Annotated in this window: 14 protein-coding genes; 9 read left to right on the top strand and 5 right to left on the bottom strand. The window is 66.8% G+C overall.

Features of this window, described 5'->3' with window-relative positions; all coding sequences use genetic code 11:
• Positions 1–213 precede the first annotated feature (213 nt).
• Complete coding sequence (locus QX073_RS17415) at positions 214–1,533, top strand: hypothetical protein (protein ID WP_315715216.1); 1,320 nt, start codon at positions 214–216, stop codon at positions 1,531–1,533.
• 57 nt (positions 1,534–1,590) lie between these two features.
• On the opposite strand, the gene QX073_RS17410 is transcribed toward QX073_RS17415, so the two are convergent.
• The gene (locus QX073_RS17410; protein ID WP_315715215.1) at positions 1,591–2,484 is read right to left on the bottom strand and encodes a hypothetical protein; all 894 of its coding nucleotides are present in this window, start codon (positions 2,482–2,484) and stop codon (positions 1,591–1,593) included.
• Positions 2,485–2,805: 321 nt separating this feature from the next.
• Between QX073_RS17410 and QX073_RS17405 the strand changes: the two genes are divergently transcribed.
• Entirely contained in the window at positions 2,806–4,878 is a 2,073-nt protein-coding gene (locus tag QX073_RS17405) for a putative bifunctional diguanylate cyclase/phosphodiesterase (protein WP_316226084.1), read from the top strand.
• Positions 4,879–5,141: 263 nt separating this feature from the next.
• On the opposite strand, the gene QX073_RS17400 is transcribed toward QX073_RS17405, so the two are convergent.
• Positions 5,142–6,323 carry a substrate-binding domain-containing protein gene (locus QX073_RS17400; protein ID WP_315825529.1) on the bottom strand — a complete coding sequence of 394 codons (1,182 nt, stop codon included), beginning with the start codon at positions 6,321–6,323 and terminating at the stop codon, positions 5,142–5,144.
• A 185-nt stretch (positions 6,324–6,508) separates the two neighbouring features.
• On the opposite strand from QX073_RS17400, the gene QX073_RS17395 reads away from it, so the two are divergent.
• From QX073_RS17395 to QX073_RS17385, 3 genes are all read left to right on the top strand, one after another.
• Positions 6,509–6,952: a MarR family winged helix-turn-helix transcriptional regulator gene (locus QX073_RS17395; RefSeq protein ID WP_315715212.1), complete on the top strand. Its 444-nt coding sequence runs from the start codon at positions 6,509–6,511 to the stop codon at positions 6,950–6,952.
• Between the two features lie 343 nt (positions 6,953–7,295).
• On the top strand, positions 7,296–9,203 hold the full coding sequence (locus tag QX073_RS17390; protein WP_316170989.1) for an acyl-CoA synthetase: 1,908 nt from the start codon (positions 7,296–7,298) through the stop codon (positions 9,201–9,203).
• 117 nt (positions 9,204–9,320) lie between these two features.
• Entirely contained in the window at positions 9,321–10,046 is a 726-nt protein-coding gene (locus tag QX073_RS17385) for a porin family protein (protein WP_316170990.1), read from the top strand.
• 57 nt (positions 10,047–10,103) lie between these two features.
• Here QX073_RS17385 and QX073_RS17380 read toward each other — a convergent pair whose 3' ends face one another.
• Positions 10,104–11,102 (bottom strand): glycerophosphodiester phosphodiesterase, encoded by a 999-nt coding sequence (locus QX073_RS17380; protein ID WP_316226083.1) that lies wholly within the window; start codon positions 11,100–11,102, stop codon positions 10,104–10,106.
• Positions 11,103–11,312: 210 nt separating this feature from the next.
• Here QX073_RS17380 and QX073_RS17375 point away from each other — a divergent pair, with 210 nt between their 5' ends.
• Positions 11,313–12,611, top strand: coding sequence for a flavin-dependent oxidoreductase (locus QX073_RS17375; RefSeq protein WP_316226082.1), 1,299 nt, complete (start codon positions 11,313–11,315; stop codon positions 12,609–12,611).
• A 72-nt stretch (positions 12,612–12,683) separates the two neighbouring features.
• Entirely contained in the window at positions 12,684–13,817 is a 1,134-nt protein-coding gene (locus QX073_RS17370; RefSeq protein WP_315825532.1) for a glycoside hydrolase family 3 N-terminal domain-containing protein, read from the top strand.
• Between the two features lie 288 nt (positions 13,818–14,105).
• On the opposite strand, the gene secA is transcribed toward QX073_RS17370, so the two are convergent.
• Positions 14,106–16,958: a preprotein translocase subunit SecA gene (gene secA, locus QX073_RS17365; RefSeq protein WP_315751945.1), complete on the bottom strand. Its 2,853-nt coding sequence runs from the start codon at positions 16,956–16,958 to the stop codon at positions 14,106–14,108.
• Positions 16,959–17,350: 392 nt separating this feature from the next.
• Between secA and QX073_RS17360 the strand changes: the two genes are divergently transcribed.
• Entirely contained in the window at positions 17,351–18,280 is a 930-nt protein-coding gene (locus QX073_RS17360) for a peptidylprolyl isomerase (protein ID WP_316226081.1), read from the top strand.
• Positions 18,281–18,356: 76 nt separating this feature from the next.
• Here the strand turns inward: QX073_RS17360 and QX073_RS17355 are convergent, their stop codons facing one another.
• Positions 18,357–19,298 (bottom strand): transposase, encoded by a 942-nt coding sequence (locus tag QX073_RS17355; RefSeq protein WP_315751903.1) that lies wholly within the window; start codon positions 19,296–19,298, stop codon positions 18,357–18,359.
• A gap of 347 nt (positions 19,299–19,645) precedes the next feature.
• Between QX073_RS17355 and argJ the strand changes: the two genes are divergently transcribed.
• On the top strand, positions 19,646–20,887 hold the full coding sequence (gene argJ, locus QX073_RS17350) for a bifunctional glutamate N-acetyltransferase/amino-acid acetyltransferase ArgJ (protein WP_315715203.1): 1,242 nt from the start codon (positions 19,646–19,648) through the stop codon (positions 20,885–20,887).
• The last annotated feature ends 2 nt before the right edge of the window (positions 20,888–20,889 follow it).

The raw sequence follows: 20,889 nt of genomic DNA, 5'->3' as shown, positions 1-20,889 counted from the left end.
CCTGCTAATTAGTTGCCCGGCCTGCGCCGGCATCCACGCATGTCCCTCCCCGCGGCCCCCGAAGAGGTGGATGACGCGGCTCGCGGACAGGCTTCGCGCCGGAGCCGTGCCACGTCTCAGCCTGCGTGATGTCGCGCACGGAGCGCCGGGACGCGATCTGCGACAAACGGCGCGTCACCCGAGGCGAGGTGACGCAACCGAGAGGAGCAGGTCATGAGCTTTTGGGATGATATCGGAGATGCCGTCAGTTCCGCCGTGGACGACGTGAAGGACGTCGCGAAGGATGTGGCGGGTGCGGTCGGCGGTGCGGCGGGCGCCGTGGTCGATACGGTCGAGCACGTCGCCGGCGATGCGGCCCATGCCGTGGGCAGCGTGGTGCATGGCATCGGCGCGCTCGGCGGCGAGGCCATCCATACCGTGGGCGGCGTACTCGGCGCGATCGGGCACGGTGCCGAGGCGATCGGCGGCGGCCTGCTTCACACCGTAGGCGACGTCGCGTCGACCGTGGTCCATGTCGGCGGCGACGTCCTCCATACCGGGATCAACGTCGCCGGCGACGTGGCGTCCGGGGTCGGCCACCTGGTGCATGGCGACATCGACGGCGTCATCAACGACGTCAAGCATATCGGCGGCGACATCGTCGACGGCGGGCTCAAGGTCGGTGGCGACGTGGCGCATGGCGCCCTCGACGTCGCCGGCGACCTCGCACACACCGCGGTCGGCCTCGGCGAGGCCGGGCTGGAGGCCGCCGGCGCAGTCGGCCACGGCGCGCTCGGCATGGCCGGCACCATCGTCGGAACGGCCGGCGAGGTCGGCATGGACGCGCTCGACGCTGCAGGCGCCGTGGTGAAGGGCGGCTTCGACGCCGGCGTAGCGGTGGCCGACGGCGCCATCGGCGTGGTCACCGACACGGCGTCGGCCGCGGGCCACCTGATCGGCGGACCGATCGGCGAGGCGATCTCCGGCATCGCCCACGGCGCCGATGCGGTCGGCACCGGCATCGTCGATGGCGTCGGCCATTTCGTCGGCGAGGGTCTCAACGGGCTGGCACAGACCGCCGGCGAGTTGAGCCACTCTCTGGGGCAGCAGCTCGACGCGATCGGCCACGACCTGGGCTCGCTGGTCAACGACCTCAGCCATGGCGATCTCGGCGCGGCGATCGGCGACGTCTTCAAGCTGGCCCAGGACGGCCTGCGCAGCGACGGCAGCATCCAGATCGCTCATGCGGGACAGGACGGCGGCAGCCATGGCGGGTTCTGGGACTCGATCGCGCAGGCGATCCATCAGTCCGCCGACAACGCCCAGGGCGGCCAGGGCCCCGGCCCCGGCTTCCCCGGCCCGTTGCACGGCGAGGGCTCGTCGCACAACCCGATCATCGTCGACAATTTCGGCGACCATGGCCATGCGGGCAACACCGGCATCGTACCGCCGAATTTCGACCACGCGCCGGTGGCCGTGCACGACGCGCCGCACGCCGACTACAGCCACATCGTCCAGATGGACGACGCGCATCACTTCGCGATGCATGGCTGAGGCAACGCCGCTCGGCCGGCAGGCATCCCGCCGTGATCGTCACGGCGGGATGTCGCGTCAGGATCGATCGGCGTCGTGCTGGACGATGGCCGGCGGTGCACCGGTGGCCTGCGCGCGATCTCGCGGCAGGGGATCGTTCATCGCCGAGAGCGCGCATAGCGCCAGCGAGCCCCAGACGGCGGCGCTGAAATACAGCGACATCCAGGCGATCTCTTCCTTCCAGTGCTCGAACTCGTGGGTGACGGTCCAACGCGTGGCGGAGTCGCGCAGACCGGCGAGCGGATGCAGGAGTGGCGTGCCGGCGGCGCGCTCGATGCGCCAGCGCTTCACATACATCGGGACGTCGATCACGACCAGGAAGGCGAGATAGCAGGCGATGCCGACGAGGCCCGCGATCAGAAGGCCGCGCACCAGGCCGTCGAACTCCGGCAGCAGCCGGCCGAGGCCGATGCCGACGAACAGGAAGGCCACCGCCCACAGCGAGTTCTCGATCGCGTTGTAGAGGAAATTCCGGGTGACGACGGCGTACCAGGAACAGATCTCCGCGACGACGATCAGCGGCACGATGATGCGGGCCATGTTGACCGCGGTCTCGGCATCGGCGATCGCGCCGAGCTGCGCGAGGATGATGGCCCACTGCGCCGCGAAGGCGATCTCGGCGATGGTCGCGACGGTGCGGCCGATGAACACGCTCGACAGCCAGCTGTCGACCAGGCAGATACGCTGCACGTCGGCGCGCGGCAGCACCGAGCGGAAGGCGCAGCCGAACACATAGGCCGCCGACAGCGCCAGCATCGAACTGGTCTGGGACGCCTGACCCGACGAACTGCTGCCGCCGTTGAGCTGGCGGTACAGGATGAACCAGAACACGATGTTGGCGAGGCTGACGAGCGTCAGCATCGCCCACCACAGGGCGACCGGGTTCGACAGGGCTCGCGACTGCGCACGCATCCGGGCACTCCAAATTTCATGTGAACGACATCGGATCGTATTAATTCCGTCATGGAGCGGCAACCCATTCCGGCCACGGAGGATCGCAAAAGGCCGTGTGCCGGCGAGCCCTGCGGCCTGCACTGGGAGTTTCGTCACGATGTCCCGAGTTCCCTGCAGCGGGGCGGCCCTTGCGCCTCGATGGTCGGATTCCAAACCCCTTGCATGGATCGGCACGGGCGGAGGTGCTGCCCGCGTTGACGCTTCGCTAACCGCGAATCGCGCGTGCCAAAACCGGTCCCGCCGCGGACCGTAGCTCGGCTGAGCGAGGGTACATTGCCGATGTTGACGATCCTGTCCTGCCTGCCCGCCGATCATGATCTGCGCTACGTCGCCGCCGCACTGCTCGTCTGCGTGCTCGGCTCGATTCTGTCCATGCGGCTGCTCGCGCGGGTCCGTCGCAACGCCGGCCTCCGCCGCTTCCATCTGCTGTTTCTGGCCGGCCTCGTGGCCGGTGGCACGGTCTGGACCACGCACTTCGCCGCGGTCCTCGGCTACGACACGCCAGGATACCGCTCGTTCGAGCCGGCGATGACCTTCGCCTCGCTCGGACTGGCGGTGGCCTTTGCGTGGCTCGGCTTCTTCATCACGACACGCACCCAGCGCGGCCCGCTGATCGAGGCCGGCGGCGCGGTGTTCGGCTTCGGCATCGCCGCCATGCATTACAGCGGCATGAGCGCGCTCAAGCTCGACGGCGTGCTGACCTGGAACGTGCCGATGGTTTGGCTCTCGATCGCGCTCGCGATGGGCTTCGGTGCCGTCGCGGCGAACCGCATCGCGCGTCCCGTCACCCGCTTCTGCAAATATGGCAGCTCGCTCGCGATGGTGCTTGCGATCCTGAGCCTGCACTTCACCGGCATGCTCGCGTTGACCCTGGCCCCCATGGCGGCCAGCAGCGCGCCGGTGCAGTCGCTGTCGGACAGCCTGATGCTGGTCACGGTCGTCACCGGCATCGGCCTGATCATGGCGATGGCCGCCTCGGCCTACATGATCGACATGCAGGCGACGCAGGAAGCGGTCGAAGGCTATCGGCAATTGGCGCTGCAGGACCCGCTGACCGGCCTGCCGAACCGCAGCGGCCTCGGCCAGCGGCTCGCGCCGCTGCTGACCGAGGGCGACGAGACCGCGCATCTGGCGGTGCTCGCGATCGACCTCGATCGCTTCAAGGACGTCAACGACGCGCACGGCCATGCCGCGGGCGATGCGGTGCTGACGGTGATCGCACAGCGTATTGCATCGACGCTGCAGCCGGGCGAGTTCCTGGCGCGAATCGGCGGCGACGAGTTCGTCGCCGTCAAGAGCGAGATCTTCGCGCGCACCGAGGCGGCGAAGTTCGCCGAGCGGATGCGCGCGCTGGTGCTGGCGCCCGTCGAGTGGGAGGAGCGCAGCCTCTCGGTCGGCTGCAGCATCGGCATCGCGCTGCATCCCGACCACGGGCTGACCTCGGACGAGCTTCTTACCCGCGCCGATCTCGCGATGTACCGCGCCAAGAGTCTCGGCCAGGGCAAGATCTGCACCTATGAGCCGTCGATGGACGAGGCCAGCCGGCGCCGCGCCGAGCTCGCGATCGACCTCAAGCGCGCGCTGGTGCGCAACGAGTTCGAGCTGCACTACCAGGTGCAGAACGACACGCAGAGCGGCGGCATCGTCGGCTTCGAGGCGCTGCTGCGGTGGAACCATCCGGTGAAGGGCCGCGTGCCGCCGAACGATTTCATTCCGATGGCCGAACAAACGGGGCTGATCGTCGACATCGGCGACTGGGTGCTGCGCACCGCCTGCGCCACCGCCGCGACCTGGAGCCAGCCGTTCAAGGTCGCCGTCAACGTCGCGCCGATGCAGCTCAACCACGACCTGCCGAAGCGTGTCGCCGAGGTGCTGCGCGAGACTGGATTGGCGCCGGAGCGGCTGGAGATCGAGCTGACCGAGACCGGTATCATCGCCGACCGCCAGCACGCGCTGCAGGTGATGCAGGCCTTGAAGGCGATCGGCGTCACCGTGGCGATGGACGATTTCGGCACCGGCTATTCGTCGCTGTCGACCCTGCAGGTGTTTCCATTCGACAAGATCAAGGTCGACAAGAGCTTCATCCAGTCGGTCGAGACCAGCGTGCACGCCGCGGCCATCGTCAAGGCGACCCTGCTGCTCGGGCGCAGCCTCAACATTCCCGTGCTCGCCGAAGGCGTCGAGACCGAACAGCATCTCGCCTTCCTGCGCGAGGAAGGCTGCAGCAGCGTACAGGGCTTCCTGTTCGGCAAGCCGATGCCGCAGGAGGCGATCAGCCGGATGATTCGTGAGGTCGGAGGTACGCCGGCGGCTGCCGTCGGCGTGCATGCCAAGAAGGCTGCGGCCGCGTGACGGCAGATCTTGTCATCGTGATTGCCTTGCGGCTGAACTGAACAGGCGGCCGCGAATGTGACGGCTCACCCTCCCCTGGAGGGGGAGGGTCGATCGCACGCGAAGCGGGCGAGCGGGGTGGGGTGATGTCTCCACGCGCCGGCTCCAGAGGAGAGATCACCCCACCCCGCCTCACGCGCCGCTTCGCGCCCCGTGAGGCGACCCTCCCCTCCAGGGGAGGGTGACCGCGGCACGCAGCCCGGCCAAGCTCGGCGCAGCGTTACTCAGAACGTTCGGATGATCTTGAAGTCGAGCCCGTCGGCCGCGGCGAGATGCATCGCCATGCCGGCGCGGCCCTGCCGGATCGTCACCTCGCCGCGCGCGCCGGAATAGACGATGTTGCGGCCGGCGGCAGCGAGCGGTCGCAGGGACAGCGAGCCGGCGCGCTCGGCGGCCGCCTTGAGAAAGCGCAGGCCCTCGTAGTTCGACTGGCCGACCGATCCGACCGGCGGCGCATCGGCGCCGAACATCGCGGTGTAGCGGCTCATGAACGCGTCATTGGCCTTGGAGCCGATGCAACTGAAATAGCCGGAGGCCGAATACAGGTTCTCGGTGTTGTCGGCGCCGATGCCGAGCAGCACCGTTTCGTCCACCGCGCCGGCGAGACGCAGGGTGGTCGCGGCGAGGCCCGACTCGCCGAAGGCGCGATTGAAGGTAATGCTGTCGGTGCCGATCAGCGAGATCAGCACGACGTCGGGCCTGGCGGCGCGGATCCGCGCCAGATGCGCCTCGTGGTCATCCTCGCCCACCGGCACGAACTCCTCGCCGACCACCTGGCCGCCGGCCTCGGTGATGAAGGTCTTGGTCTGGAGGTGCGACTGCCACGGCCAGACATAGTCGCTGCCGATCAGATACCAGCGCCGGGCGCGCTTGTTCTCCGCCAGCCAGTGGATGGCGGGGCGCGTCTGGCTGTGCGGCGTCTCGCCGATCGCCATCACGCCGGGCGTGCGCTCGCCGCCTTCATAGACCGGCGTATACACATACGGGATGCGCCCGCGGGTGAGCCGGCGCAGCGCCAGCCTCACCGCGCTGATATGCGAGCCCATGACCACGTCGATGTCGTCGAATTCGAGCGCGTCCCTCGCGCGCTCGGCCACCTCGTCCGCCGGCCCGCCGGAATCGTAGAACGACAACTCGATCTCGCGCCCGAGAATGCCACCGTGGCGGTTGATGTCGGACACCGCGAGCAGCGCGCTGTTGGTCGCGGCCGGCCCCCAGATGCCGGGTGACCCGGAGAAGGTGAGGAAGTTGCCGATGCGCAGCCTGTTCTGGGAGCCGCGCCGCTGGATACGGTCAGGATCGAAGGGGGCGAGTGCAGGAAGGCCGGCCCGCCGGGGCGGGCTCCTGAACAGCAGGGATGGCGGCAGACGGAGACGCCCGGCCGTGACAGATCCTGTCGAGAGCACACCCACTCCTTGGCCGCAACCGTGCCTGGCCCATTGTGGGCCGGCGGTCATACGCCGTCAAAATCAGCACGCGTTCGGCAAATATCCTATTCGAAAATGTTGAATGTTCAAGAATTGGGATGCATATAGATCGGGCAGCTACTGCCGGACATTCATTCAAGTCGGGACCGCAAGCGAAGTTCACCGTGGCCAAACCGCCCCATCCCAACAGCCCCCTCACCGAACATCTCGCCTACCTGCTCGCGCAGGCCAACCGGGAGATCAACCGGCAGCTGGAGTCGCGCCTGAGCACCGAGGGCGTGCCCGTCGAGCAGTGGCGCATCCTCAAGGTGCTCTCCGACGGCGAGGGGCACTCGATGGGCGATCTCGCCGACGCGGTCCTGCTGAACCACCCGACCCTGACCAAGATGATCGACCGCATGGTCTCCGACTCGCTGGTCTACCGCCGCCAGGACGCCCACGACCGGCGCAAGGTGCTGATGTTCATCAGCGATCATGGCAAGGCGCTATGCAAGCGGCTGAACTCGCTGGCCGCCAGCCAGGAGGCGCACATCCTGGAGAACTACGGCGACAAGGCCACCGGCGAGCTGAAGCGGCTCTTGGAAAATCTGATCGACGCGGCGAGCTGAGGCACGCTGCGCGGCCGACATCAGGGCTAAGCTGTATCCTCCCGTCATTGCGAGCGCAGCGAAGCAATCCAGAGCCCCGCCCACCACCCTGGATTGCTTCGCTGCGCTCGCAATGACGCGGAAATCGGAGCGGTCTTCGCGTCGCATCAAGACGACTTGACCACGCCTCGTCTCCTCGCCTGCGGCAAATCGGGCGGTCCGCCCGGCAACGCCGGGATAGACGCAAGACGAATCCTCCCTCATCCTGTCCTGTGACGATCGCGACGAACGGGCCGCATAGAGCCCGCGCGCAGTCGCCGGCCGCAATCGACCGGACGAGGACACGACACAGGGAGGACAGGCCATGGGCATTCACCTGCTCGATCGCGCCATCGGCAGCGATTATCCGACATTCGCAAGCACCGCTGACATCCGCGCCGTCGAGCAGACGCCGTATGGCGAACGGATCGCCGCGCAGAGCACCTATGAGGCGTTGAAGTGCGGCGCCTCGGTCAACCCGGATGCGCCGGCGATCCAGTTTCTGCCCAACGCCGATCCGGCCGACACGCCGGTCGTGATCTCCTATCGCGACTTCATCGCCCGGGTGACGCAGGCGGCGAACATGTTTCATGCGCTCGGCGTCGGCCCCGACGACGTCGTCAGCTTCATGCTGCCTTTGGTGCCCGACGCCTTCGTCACGCTGTTCGGCGCCGAGGCCGCCGGCATCGCCAACCCGGTCAATCCGCTGCTCGAGCCGCACCAGATCGCCGAGATTCTCGATGCCGCCAGGACCAAGGTGCTGGTGGCGCTCGGCCCCCTGCCCGGCACCGACATCTGGCAGAAGGTCGAGAAGGTGCGCGGCGGCCTCAAGCACCTCAAGGCGATCGTGCAGGTGCATGGCGGCGGCGGGGACCCCGCCAACGGCATTCACGCGTTCAATGACCTGATCGGAGCGCAGCCGAGCGACCATCTCGTCAGCGGCCGGCAGATCAAGGCCAGCGACACTGCCGCCTATTTCCACACCGGCGGCACGACCGGCACGCCGAAGCTGGTGCGCCACAGCCATGGCAACCAAGTCTATCAGGCCTGGGGGATCAACCTGGTCCTGAAGGCCAAGCCCGGCGGCACCTTGCTGTTCGGCATGCCGCTATTCCATGTCGGGGGATCGCTGACCCAGGCGCTGCAGACGCTGTCGGCGGGCGGGTCCCTCGTCGTGCTGTCGGGCGCCGGCTGGCGCAATCCGAATGCGGTGCGCAACATCTGGGGTCTGGTGCAGCGCTTCAAGCCGGAGACGCTGTCGAGCGTGCCGACGGTGCTGGCGGCGACGCTCGCGGTGCCGCAAGGCGCCGCCGACATCTCCAGTCTGCGCTATGCCGCGGGCGGCGGCTCGGCGATTCCGGTCGCCGTGGGGCAGGCGATCATGGACAAGCTCAAGCTGCCGGTGATCGAGGTCTACGGCATGACCGAGACCGCGAGCGTGCACACCATGGCCTATCCGGACCAGCCGATCCGGCTCGGCTCGGTCGGCCTGCCGCTGCCTTACGCGAAGGTGCGGATCGTCAAGCTCGATGCCGACGGGCGCTATGAGCGCGACTGCGCAACGGATGAGATCGGCGTCGTCATCATGGCCGGGCCCGGCGTGTTCTCCGGCTATCTCGACGACGCCCACAACAAGGGCGCCTTCGTCCAGGGACATTGGGTCAATTCCGGCGATCTCGGCCGGCTCGATGCCGACGGCTTCCTGTGGATCACTGGCCGCGCCAAGGACCTCGTGATCCGCGGCGGCCACAACATCGATCCGGCGCCGATCGAGGAGATCCTGTTCCAGCATCCGGCCGTGGGCTTCGCCGCGGTGGTCGGTCAGCCCGACGCCTATGCGGGCGAGCTGCCGATCGGCTATGTGCAGCTCAAGCCCGGCGCGAGCGTGCAGCCGGGCGAGCTGGAGGACTGGGTGCGCGCCCGCACTCCGGAGCGCGCCGCGGTGCCGGTGCAGATCATCCCGATCGATCCGATGCCGGTGACCGGCGTCGGCAAGGTGTTCAAGCCGCAACTGCGCTGGGACGCCGCGACGCGGGTGTTCGCCAAGGTGTTGTCGCAACTGACCGACCGCGGCATCGATTGCAGCGTCAAGGTCGGCCCGCACGGCAGCCACGGCAGCATCGCCACGGTGACGTTGCGCAACGTGCCGGCGGAAAGCCGCGAGGCGATCGCAAACGAGGTGCATACGCTGCTCGCGCCGTTCGTGATCCGGCACGAGGTGGTGATGGAGTGAGCTGCCCCGAGTCGCCAGCAAAGTTCCCGTATTTTTGCGGCATGTTGCTGGCGGACAACATACAGAACTACCATCAGGTGCTACCACCTCAGCGCGAATGTGCTGAGGTGTCTTGGAATGCTCAAGGTTCTGCTGACTTCAACGGCGATCGCTTTGTCCGGTGCAGCGGCGGCTGCTGCCGATCTGCCGATCACGGCCAAAGCTCCAATTCCGGTCAGGTTCAGCTGGACCGGTTGCTACATCGGCGGTCACGTCGGAGGAGTCGTCAGCACCGACACCACGATCAACGATTTGGGAGCCGTCAGAGACTACAGCGGGGCCGGCGTTGTTGGCGGCGGCCAAATCGGTTGCGATTATCAGTTCGCACCGGCCTGGGTGATCGGCGCCGAGGCCCGCGCTGCCTGGAGCAGCCTGCGAACCAGCCATGGCGGCACGGTCCGAAATCGCATCACCGGTGTGATTCGCCCGTCGCAGTTCATCACGACGAACGATTTCCTGGGCTCTGCAACGGCCCGGCTCGGCTATGTCTACGCCGAACGCTGGCTGGTCTATGCCCGCGGCGGCGCGGCCTGGACGCGCGAGCGCAACGAGGATCCGTTCATCCTTCCGTCTGGAGTCGCCGTCGATCCGAGCACGACCTCAATGCGAACCGGATGGACGGCGGGCGCAGGTGTGGAGTGGGCCTTTGCCCCGCACTGGTCCGTGAATGCCGAGTACAACTATTACGATTTCGGCAAAAGCGGCATCGTAATGACCAACACGGTGCCGGTCGTCAACATCACGGGCTTCGAGGTCAAGGACCGCATTCACGCCGCGACCCTCGGCGTCAACTATCGGTTCTGAGACGCGCTCTACCTCTCCGGGCGTTGAAGGCAACGGACAGGCCTCCGCCGTTCATTGCTAGTTTGGTCCGGTTGCTGATGCGACGGGCAAGGCGATGCCCTTCTCCGCCAAGGCCTTGCGCAACAGATCCGGCCGATCGGAAATGATGCCATCGACGCCGGTGTCGATCAGCCGCGCCATGTCCTCCAGCTTGTTCACGGTCCAGACCACGACCTGCAGCCCGAGCGCATGCGCTTCGGCGACCAACTCCGGCGTGACGTCGGCGAAATAGGGCGACCACACCTTGCCCCCGGCCGCTTTGATCGTGCGCGGCAGCGAGCCGCCGTGATCGGCAGGATTGAAGCCGGCGGTCCAGCGGGTGGCCGCGGTCAACGACACCGTCGGCGCCTTGCCCCGCTGCAGTGACAAATAGACGGTTGGAATCCGAGGTGCGCGTTGCTGTACCAACTGCAGGGTGCGCCAGTCGAACGACTGGATCATGACGCGATCCGCGAACTGCTCAGCATCGATCAGGCCGAGCAGCAGGCTGACGAACCGCGCCGGGTCAGGCGCTTCGTTGGGAAACGCCGGATCGAGCTTGGTCTCGATGTTGAGACGCACATGGTCGTCTCCGGAGCGCCTGACGAGATCGAACACCTGCTTCAGGGGCGGAATGCGCGGCGACACGTCGCCCGCGAGCGGCTGCTGCTCCGGAAACTGCCTGGCATAGTCGCTGCCGGGGCGAATCCGGCCGACATCGTAGGACTGCACCTCGGCCAGCGGCAGGTCGATCAGCAGCGGTCCGGGCGGCGCGACGTAGTTGCCGGAAGCGTCGCGGGCGAGATCGGGATTGAGCCGCCGCTCGTGCGAGACGACCAGCACGCCGTCGGCCGTGGCGCCGACATCGAGCTCCAGCGTATCGACGCCCAACGCGAGCGCTGCGGCGAAGGCCTGCAGCGTGTTCTCCGGATGCAGTGCCCGCCCGCCGCGATGAGCCTCGACGTCGAAGGCTGTCGCGGGACTCGCCAGACCGGCCAGCAACAGGGCCGCACAGAGGGAGAGAGTTGGACGGTGCATGGCACCAGCCTACCATGACGGCGCGGATTGCCCATTCCCCTTGTTTCGGCTGGCCTTCTGAATTAGGCCTTTGCCACAGACCGGCGGATAACGCTGGCCACGGATGGATCGAGGGAGGCGATCCGCGCGCTGCACGCGTCGTGCCAGCATCCCTATCGACCCTCCTTTCGAGCTTTGTTTCCCGAGTTCAGGCGCGACGGACCCATGCCCATGACCGACCTTCCTGTCATCATCGCCGGCGGCGGCATCGGCGGCCTCGCGACCGCACTCACCCTGCAGCAGATCGGCGTGCCCTGCGTGGTCTACGAGAGCGTGCGCGAGATGCGGCCGCTCGGGGTCGGCATCAACCTGCAGCCCAATGCCGTGCGCGAGCTGTATGATCTGGGAATTGGCGCCGACGATCTCGATCAGGTCGGCGTGCCCGCGAAGGAATGGGCGCTGGTCGGGCTGAACGGCAACGACATCTATTCCGAGCCGCGCGGGCTGCTTGCCGGCTACAACTGGCCGCAATATGCGGTTCACCGCGGCAAGCTGCACATGCTGCTGTACAGCCGGCTGGTGCAGCGCGCCGGCGCTGATTGCGTGCGGCTCGGCAGCCGCGTCAGCGGCTACGAGAAGCATGCGGACGGCTCCGTGACCGCACGCGTCGAGTATGCCGATGGGTCGCGCTCCGAGCAGCGCGGGCGGCTCCTGATCGGCGCCGACGGCATCCACTCGGCGGTGCGCGCGCAGATGCACCCGGCGCAGCCGCCGATCCATTGGGGCGGCGCGGTGATGTGGCGCGGCGTCACCTGGGCGAAGCCGATGCGCACCGGATCGTCCTTCGTCGGCCTCGGCACCCATCGCCACCGCGTCGTCGTCTATCCAATCTCGCATCCCGATCCGAAGTCGGGGCTGGCGCTGATCAACTGGATCGCGGAAGTGACGATGGACAACACCGAGGGCTGGAAGCAGACCGGCTGGTTCCGCCAGGTCCCGGTCAAGGAGTTCGCCCATCACTTCGCCGGCTGGACCTATGACTGGCTCGACGTGCCCGCGCTGATCGCCGGCGCCGACGGCGCCTATGAGAACCCGATGATCGACCGCGATCCGGTGCCGACCTGGGTCGATGGTCCCGTCGCGCTGATGGGCGACGCCGCGCATGCGATGTATCCGACCGGCAGCAATGGCGCGAGCCAGGCGATCGTCGACGCCCGCGTGCTCGGCACCTGCCTGCTGGCGCACGGCGTGACGCCGGCGGCGCTCGCGGCTTACGACGACAAGCTGTGCGGCCCGATCTCGCAGGTCATCCTGCGCAACCGCGGCGCCGGCCCGTTCGGCCTGCTCAACCTGGTCGACGAGCGCTGCGGCGGGACCTTCACCAATATTGACGAGGTCATCCCACCGGCCGAGCGCGACGCGTTCATGGCCGGCTACAAGAAGGCGGCAGGGTTTGCCATCGAGCAGCTCAATGCCGCGCCGCGGACCATTGCCGAGGGGGCGACGGTCGCGAGCCTGTCAACAACCTGAGATTTGCCTTCGCGGCGATCTGACCCCGTGCATATGAGCGAGTCACCTCCACAGCCGCGAGGCGTGATCGCAATGCTGCGACGACTGGGCCGACTGTCCCTCGCCCTCGCACTCCTGATGCACTCGGGGCACGCCGGCCTTGCCGCCGGCTGCCGCAACACAGCGGCAACGTCGCGGCTCGTGGGCCCGATGATCATGGCCGGCTTCTTCGGGACCAAGGCATCGGATGCCGGATTTCAGCAGATTCTGTCCGATCTCGAGGAGGGGCTGATCGGCGGTGTCGTGATCCTCGGCCGCAATGTCGGAACGTCAGATGATCTCGCCGCGATGATCGATCGACTCCGGTCCTGCAAATGCGCGGCTCCTCCGTTCATCGCCATCGACGATGAAGGCGGAACGGTCGAGCGGCTCGGATCGAATGTCGGCCTTGCGGAAACGCCGTCGGCCGCGGAGATCGCCCGCGGCTCCGTCCCGGCGGCGCGCCGCGCTTACGCGGCACTCGCCGAGAAGCTCGCGACGCTGCACATCAACATGAATCTCGCGCCGGTGGTCGATCTCAACACCAACCCGTCGAACCCGATCATCGGTCAGCGGCAACGCAGCTATGGCCGCGACGCCGACACGGTGGTGCGCTACGCGGCAGCCTTCATCCGGGCGCACCGAAGGCAGGGCATCCTGACGGTGCTCAAGCATTTCCCGGGGCATGGATCGTCCACCGCCGACAGCCACGCCGGCATCGCCGACGTCACGACCACCTGGTCATCGGCGGAGCTGAAGCCGTACAGGCGCCTGATCAGGCGGGGACTGGCTGGCGCGATCATGGCCGGGCATCTCGCGCATTCAAGCCGATGGGGCGGCGTCGCCACCCAGAGCGGCGGCCGTGCGATCGATCGGCTGCTGCGCCGCGAGCTCGGCTATGACGGCGTGGTGATGACGGACGATCTCGCCATGAAGGCCATCCTCGATGCCAAGCCGCCGGCCGCCGCCGCCATCGCCGCCGTCAAGGCGGGCGCTGATATCATCATGTTCACCAAATTCAGCGACGAGGACCAGACCTCCGATGTCGGCCGCGAGATCAACGGTGCGCTGACGGCTGCTGTGTGCGCGGGCGAGCTCAAGGCCGGTGCGATGCAACGCTCCGTCGCGCGGATTCGAAGCTGGAGATCAGGCTGGCTTCAGCACAGCCGCAGGCAAGCACAGCAATAGCCTCGTTGTGCGCGGACCTTGGCCCATGGTTTCAGCCGGACGCAGCGCGACATGCTGGAGTTATCAAAGTGTCGCTGCAGGTAAGCCGGTGGCTATGGATCCCGGCGTACGCCGGGATGACGGCGGTGTGTTCGGCGCGGCTCGATCAACAAGCGTCATTGCGAGCCGCCCGGTCCCCGCAAAGCGCGGCCGGATGACAGGCTCCGCGAAGCAATCCAGAGTCGTGGGCGGATCTCTGGATTGCTTCGCTTGCGCTCGCCATCACGGAAGAGAGACCTCGACCCGAGCTTACGCGTACCTGCCGTGGCAGTGCTTGTACTTCTTGCCGGAGCCGCAGGGGCAGTCCTCGTTGCGGCCAATCTTGCCCCAGGTCGAGGGATCGTTCGGGTTGCGCGCTTCGGCCGGGACCGGGGCGGCGCCCGAAGAGGGCACGAGTGACACGTTGGCGAAGGCCATCTCGTCCTCGCCGGTGCTGGGATCGGCGTGGTGCGCCTGCATCGGCGGCAGCACCGGCTGCTGCTCCTCCGGTGGCACGATCTCGACCCGCATCAGCTGCGCGGTGACGGCCTCGCGCAGATGCGCGATCATCGCCTCGAACAGCGTGAAGGCTTCCGACTTGTACTCCTGCAGCGGATCGCGCTGGCCGTAGCCGCGCAGGCCGATGACCTGGCGCAAATGGTCGAGCATCACCAGGTGCTCGCGCCAGAGGTGGTCGAGCGTCTGCAGCAGGATGGTCTTCTCGACGTAGCGCATCACGTCGGGGCCCCATTGCGCGACCTTGGCGGCCATGCGCTCGTCGGCGTGGGTCTCGATGCGCTTGAGCAACTCCTCGTCGGCGATGCCCTCTTCCTTCGCCCATTCGTCGACCGGCAGGTCGATGTCGAGCACGCGCTTCAGCTCTTCTTTCAGGCCGGCGACGTCCCACTGCTCGGCATAGGCGTGCTCGGGAACGTGCTTGGCGACGAGATCGTCGATGAAGGCGTGACGCATGTCGGTGATCGTCTCGACCACGCTCTCGTCCTGCATCAGCTCGACGCGCTGGTCGAAGATCACCTTGCGCTGGTCGTTCTGGACGTTGTCGAACTTCAGGAGGTTCTTGCGGATGTCGAAGTTGCGCGCCTCGACCTTCTGCTGCGCCTTCTCCAGCGCCTTGTTGATCCAGGGATGGATGATGGCCTCGCCTTCCTTCAGGCCGAGCCGGGTCAGCATGCTGTCAAGCCGGTCGGAGCCGAAGATGCGCATCAGGTCGTCTTCCAGCGACAGGAAGAATTTCGACCGGCCGGGGTCGCCCTGACGGCCGGAGCGGCCGCGCAGCTGGTTGTCGATGCGGCGGGATTCGTGGCGCTCGGAGCCGATGATGTAGAGGCCGCCGGGCTTGGTCACGGTCTTGGCCGGCTTGGAGCCCTTGGCGGGCTCGATCTCGACCGTCTCCTCGGCCTTCAGCACGATCTCGCGGAAGCGGGCGATGTCGGCCTTGATCTGTTCGATCTTGGCGGCCTTCTCGGCCTCGTCGGTGATCCCGGCGGTCTCCTGCTGCAGGCGCATCTCGAGCGAGCCGCCGAGCTTGATGTCGGTGCCGCGGCCGGCCATGTTGGTCGCGATCGTGATCGCGCCGGGCACGCCGGCTTCGGCCACGATATAGGCTTCCTGCTCGTGGAAGCGCGCATTGAGCACCGCGAACAGTTTCGCGGGCTTGCCGGCGCGGGCCGCCGCATAGAGCTTGTCGAGCGCGCGCTCGCTGCCGAAATCGATCTGCTTGTAGCCATGCTGCTTGAGATAGGCGGCCAGCACCTCGGACTTCTCGATCGAGGCGGTGCCGACCAGCACCGGCTGCAGGCGCGAATTCGCCCGCTCGATCTCGGCGAGGATCGCGGCGTATTTCTCCTGCTGGGTGCGATAGACCTCGTCGTCCTCGTCGAGACGCGCGACCGGCAGGTTGGTCGGGATCTCCAGCACCTCGAGCTTGTAGATGTCGAACAGCTCGTCGGCCTCGGTGGCCGCCGTGCCGGTCATGCCGGCGAGCTTCTCGTACATCCGGAAGTAGTTCTGGAAGGTGATCGAGGCCAGCGTCTGGTTCTCGGGCTGCACCGGCTGGTGCTCCTTGGCCTCGAGCGCCTGGTGCAGGCCTTCCGAATAGCGCCGGCCCGGCATCATGCGGCCGGTGAATTCGTCGATGATCACGACCTCGCCGTCGCGGACGATGTAGTCCTTGTCGCGGGTGAACAGCGTGTGCGCGCGCAGCGCCTGGTTGATGTGGTGCACGACGGAGACGTTCTCGACGTCGTAGAGCGACTCGCCCTTGAGTTGGCCGGCATCGCGCAGCAGGGTCTCGATCTTCTCCATGCCGGCTTCGGTGAGCGTCACCGTGCGCTGCTTCTCGTCGACCTCGTAGTCGGTCTTGTCGAGCTTCGGCACGAAGGTGTCGATGGTGTTGTAGAACTCCGAGCGATCGTCGAGCGGGCCGGAGATGATCAGCGGCGTGCGCGCTTCATCGATGAGAATGGAGTCCACCTCGTCGACGATGGCGAAGAAGTGCCCGCGCTGGACCATGTCCTCCAGCCGGTACTTCATGTTGTCGCGCAGATAGTCGAAGCCGTATTCGTTGTTGGTGCCGTAGGTGATGTCGCAGGCATAGGCCGCCTTGCGCTCGGCATCGTCGAGGCCGTGCACGATCACACCCGTGGTCAGGCCGAGGAAGCCGTAGATCTGGCTCATCCAGCCGGCGTCGCGGCGGGCGAGGTAGTCGTTCACCGTCACGACGTGGACGCCCTTGCCGGCGAGCGCGTTGAGGTAGACCGCGAGGGTCGCCACCAGCGTCTTGCCTTCGCCGGTCTTCATCTCGGCGATGTCGCCCTCGTGCAGCACCATGCCGCCGATCAGCTGGACGTCGAAATGGCGCTGGCCGAGGGTGCGCTTGGAGGCCTCGCGGACGGTGGCGAAGGCCGGGACCAGGATGTCGTCGAGCGTCTTGCCGTCGGCGAGCTGCTTCTTGAACTCCTCGGTGCGAGCCTTGAGCTGCTCGTCGGTCAGCTTGGCGAGCTCCGGCTCCAGCGCATTGATGGCATTGACACGGGACTGGTAACCCTTGACGCGACGGTCGTTGGCGGAGCCGAATAGCTTACGGGCGAGCGCGCCGATCATTGCTGAAATCCTGCCTCTATGGGTCTGCGTTGCAGCCGTAACTCATGGTTTGGGTTTGCTGTTCCCGACGTGATGCACCGCAGCACCCGCGCCAGCCTCGACCTTCGGCGCCGGGCGGCGTCCGCCAGATGAGTGGGAGACAGGCAAACCAGGGTTCAACGGCCAAAAACGCAGCAAAATAAGCGCCATCGCCCTTGAAGCGACCGGGCAGAGATATGGCTGGGGGGGAACGTTGTCAACGGCGCCCGACAGCGGGGCCGTCGTTGCCAACCTGTCGCCGATTTCACGAAATTGACAGACTTTTCGCGTTGCCAAGGCACGGCGATTGGGCGAGTGTCCCGGCCGCCCTGAGGCCTCCCCCTCGAGCCCCCTCTTCTCAACAAGGATTTTCCATGACCACGTCGTTCCCGGTTACGAAAACCGGCCTGCGCCTCGGCCTTGCCACCGCTCTCGCCGGAAGTCTCGCGTTGTCCCTGCTTGCCGCGCCCGCACGCGCCGCCGACGATGCCAACCCGGTGCTGGCCAAGGTGAACGGCGCCGAGATCCGCAAGAGCGACGTGACGCTCGCCGAGGAGGAGCTCGGACAGAGCCTCGCGCAGATGGATCCGGCGACCAAGGACGAGAACGTGCTGTCGTTCCTGATCGACATGAAGCTGGTCGCCAAGGCGGCCGAGGACAAGAAGGTCGCCGACAGCGAGGAGTTCAAGAAGCGCCTCGCCTTCACCCGCAACCGGCTGCTGATGGACAGCCTGCTGGCCAGCGAGGGCAAGGCCGCGACCACGCCGGACGCGATGAAGAAGGTCTATGAGGAGGCCGCCAAGCAGATCGGTGGCGAGCAGGAGGTCCACGCCCGCCATATTCTGGTGGAGACCGAGGACGACGCCAAGGCCGTCAAGGCCGAGCTCGCCAAGGGCGCCGATTTCGCCGAACTCGCCAAGAAGAAGTCCAAGGATCCCGGCGCCTCGGACGGCGGCGACCTCGGCTTCTTTACCAAGGAGCAGATGGTGCCGGAATTCGCCAACGTCGCCTTCTCGCTGGAGCCGGGCAAGATCTCCGATCCGGTGAAGACCCAGTTCGGCTGGCACGTCATCAAGGTCGAGGAAAAGCGCAGCCGCAAGCCGCCGGAGTTCGACCAGGTCAAGGGCCAGATCGAGACCTACGTCACCCGCAAGGCCCAGGCCGACTACGTCGGCAAGCTGCGCGAGGCCGCCAAGATCGAGCGCCTGGACAAGCCGGCCGCCGACGCCGCCAAGCCGGCGGACGCGAAGCCGGCCGACGCGAAGCCGGCCGACGCGAAGCCGGCCGAGCCGGCGAAGAAGTAAGCGGCTCGGCTACTTGGCTTGAGACGGGACATGGTCGCGTCATAAATGGTGTCGTCCCGGCGAAAGCCGGCAACTGTTATGTTGATGGAGTGATCGCATAAGGTTTTCGGTCGCGCATCATGGCATTCAGGATGGTTAGAAGCTTCCTGGCGACGGCGATGAGGGCGAGCTTGGCGGGTTTACCGGCTTGGCGCAGACGGTTGTAAAAGATCTTGAAGCGATCGGCGCGGCGGACGGCGTTGAGGGCGGCCATGTAGAGGGCGTCGCGGACACGCTTCCGGCCGCCGCCGATCTTGCGCTTGCCACGATACGCCCCGCTATCGCGATTGAAGGGAGCCAGGCCCGCAAGAGCGGCTACCTCCTTTGGCCCGAGATGGCCGAGTTCCGGCATCTGGGTGATGAGTTGCATGCAGGCGACGGGTCCCACACCGGGCACGGAGCGCATCAGCTGTGCCTGCTCCGCAAGCACCGGCTCGGCTTTGATGAGCGCGTTGATCTCGGCCTCGATCTCGACGATCTCGTCATTGAGGACCTCGATCAGGCGGCTGATGCGTTCGGCCATGGCGCGGTCCTCGGCCTCGCTGCGGCGGTTCTTTTCCTGGGCGCGCATGGCAACCAGTTGATCCCGCCGTTTTGCAAGCCTGGCGAGGGCGCTTTGGGCAGGCGTCATGGCCTGCTCGGTGGCTGGCTGCATGGCGCGCCCAAAGGCTGCCAGCGTTCGCGCGTCGATCGGATCGGTCTTGGCGAGTTGGCCGCTGGCGCGGGCGAAATCGCGAGCTCGAGCCGGGTTGATCCGCGCAAAGCGGATGCCCGCCCGACGCAGGGCCTCGCGCAGTTCGAGGTCGTAGACACCCGTGGCCTCAAAGACCACCAGAACATCGCATCCCCAACGCGCCACCAGCTGTGTGATGGCCTGTGGCCCGTTGGCGATGCGCTCCGGCGCCCCCACGGCTTCATCAAAAATATCGAGATAGGGTTTGCAAACGTCGATTCCGACGCAACGAAAAGGTACGATCACGGTGCCTGTCCCTGTGATGCGAGGTCTGTTGGCGCAGCCTCGTGCAACTGTTCAGGTTGATAAATGGAACGGGCGGGAGACCGAGCCGGCTCACGGCGTCTAGCGCCAAGGACCCAACGGCTTCCCGCCCACCATCATCATGGCAGACTTTCCAGACACAGGGACCCATACCGCGTGATGTTTGAAACAGGCACGCGGCCGATACCGGGGCTCCCAACTGGACCCTGTGGTTATGGATCCCGGCGTTCGCCGGGATGACAGCAGTGGGTGCAGTGACATCCACTCCCACAACGACGACCGAGATGATACAGAGCGCTTCCCGCTCATTCCTGCCGGAAGCCTCTCCGATGTCCTCAGCCGTCTCCCCGCTCGCCCCCACCGATGTCCCCGACATGCCCGCCGTTGCGGGCGTCAAGCTCGCGACTGCGGCGGCCGGCATCCGCTACAAGAACCGCACCGACGTGCTGCTGGCGCTGCTCGATCCCGGCACCACCGTGGCCGGCGTGTTCACCCTGTCGAAATGCCCGTCGGCGCCGGTCGAATGGTGCCGGGCCAAGCTGAAGGGCGGCAAGGCACGCGCGCTGGTGGTCAACTCCGGCAACGCCAACGCCTTCACCGGCAAGACCGGCAAGCAGTCGACGGCCCTGACGGCGGCGATCGCCGCCAAGGCGGTCGGCTGCAAGCAGGACGAGATCTTCCTCGCCTCGACCGGCGTGATCGGCGAGCCGCTGGATGCGACCAAGTTCGACGGCGTGCTCGAAGGGTTGGCGGGCACCGCGGCCCCTGAGGACTGGATGGGCGCAGCGCGCGCCATCATGACCACCGACACCTTCCCCAAGGTCGCCACCGCCACCGTCAAGCTCGGAAAGGCCAAGGTGACGATCAACGGCATGGCCAAGGGCGCCGGCATGATCGCGCCCGACATGGCGACGATGTTGTCGTTCATCTTCACCGATGCGCCGATTTCGGCCCCCGCGCTGCAGGCCCTGCTCAAGGCCGGCGTCGAGGACACCTTCAACGCGGTGACGATCGACGGCGACACCTCGACATCCGACACGCTGCTCGCCTTCGCCACCGGGGCCGCCGCGGCGAAGGGCGCACCGAAGATCAGCCGCGCCAGCGATCCGCGCGCGAAAGCGTTCGTGAAGGCGTTCAATGCCGTGCTGGCCGACCTCGCCGAGCAGGTCGCGCGCGACGGCGAGGGCGCCCGCAAGCTGGTCGAGATCATCGTCGAGGGCGCCAAGAGCAAGCCGTCGGCGCGCAGAATCGCGATGTCGATCGCCAACTCGCCGCTGGTCAAGACCGCGATCGCCGGCGAGGACGCCAATTGGGGCCGCGTCGTGATGGCCGTCGGCAAGGCCGGCGAGCCGGCCGACCGCGACAAGCTCTCGATCTCCTTCAACGGCATCCGCGTCGCATCGAAGGGCGCGCGCGATCCGTCCTATGACGAGACGGAAGTCTCCGAGGCGATGAAGGCGCAGAAGGTGCAGATCAAGGTGGCGCTCGGCCTCGGCAAGGGCCGCGACCGCGTGCTGACCTGCGACCTGACCAAGGAGTATGTCGCGATCAACGGCGACTACCGCTCGTAGCC

The organism is Bradyrhizobium sp. SZCCHNS3052, assembly GCF_032484495.1.
In the GTDB taxonomy this organism is placed as follows: Bacteria; Pseudomonadota; Alphaproteobacteria; order Rhizobiales; family Xanthobacteraceae; genus Bradyrhizobium.
This window is presented reverse-complemented; position numbering and strand designations above follow the sequence as displayed.

Bases quoted from the DNA above. Each gene is read 5' to 3' on its own strand.
- QX073_RS17405 (WP_316226084.1), top strand. From the start codon at position 2,806: ATGTTGACGATCCTGTCCTGCCTGCCCGCCGATCATGATCTGCGCTAC.
- QX073_RS17415 (WP_315715216.1), top strand. From the start codon at position 214: ATGAGCTTTTGGGATGATATCGGAGATGCCGTCAGTTCCGCCGTGGAC.
- QX073_RS17410 (WP_315715215.1), bottom strand. From the start codon at position 2,484: ATGCGTGCGCAGTCGCGAGCCCTGTCGAACCCGGTCGCCCTGTGGTGG.
- QX073_RS17360 (WP_316226081.1), top strand. From the start codon at position 17,351: ATGACCACGTCGTTCCCGGTTACGAAAACCGGCCTGCGCCTCGGCCTT.
- secA (WP_315751945.1), bottom strand. From the start codon at position 16,958: ATGATCGGCGCGCTCGCCCGTAAGCTATTCGGCTCCGCCAACGACCGT.
- QX073_RS17390 (WP_316170989.1), top strand. From the start codon at position 7,296: ATGGGCATTCACCTGCTCGATCGCGCCATCGGCAGCGATTATCCGACA.
- QX073_RS17375 (WP_316226082.1), top strand. From the start codon at position 11,313: ATGACCGACCTTCCTGTCATCATCGCCGGCGGCGGCATCGGCGGCCTC.
- QX073_RS17370 (WP_315825532.1), top strand. From the start codon at position 12,684: ATGCTGCGACGACTGGGCCGACTGTCCCTCGCCCTCGCACTCCTGATG.
- argJ (WP_315715203.1), top strand. From the start codon at position 19,646: ATGTCCTCAGCCGTCTCCCCGCTCGCCCCCACCGATGTCCCCGACATG.
- QX073_RS17385 (WP_316170990.1), top strand. From the start codon at position 9,321: ATGCTCAAGGTTCTGCTGACTTCAACGGCGATCGCTTTGTCCGGTGCA.
- QX073_RS17380 (WP_316226083.1), bottom strand. From the start codon at position 11,102: ATGCACCGTCCAACTCTCTCCCTCTGTGCGGCCCTGTTGCTGGCCGGT.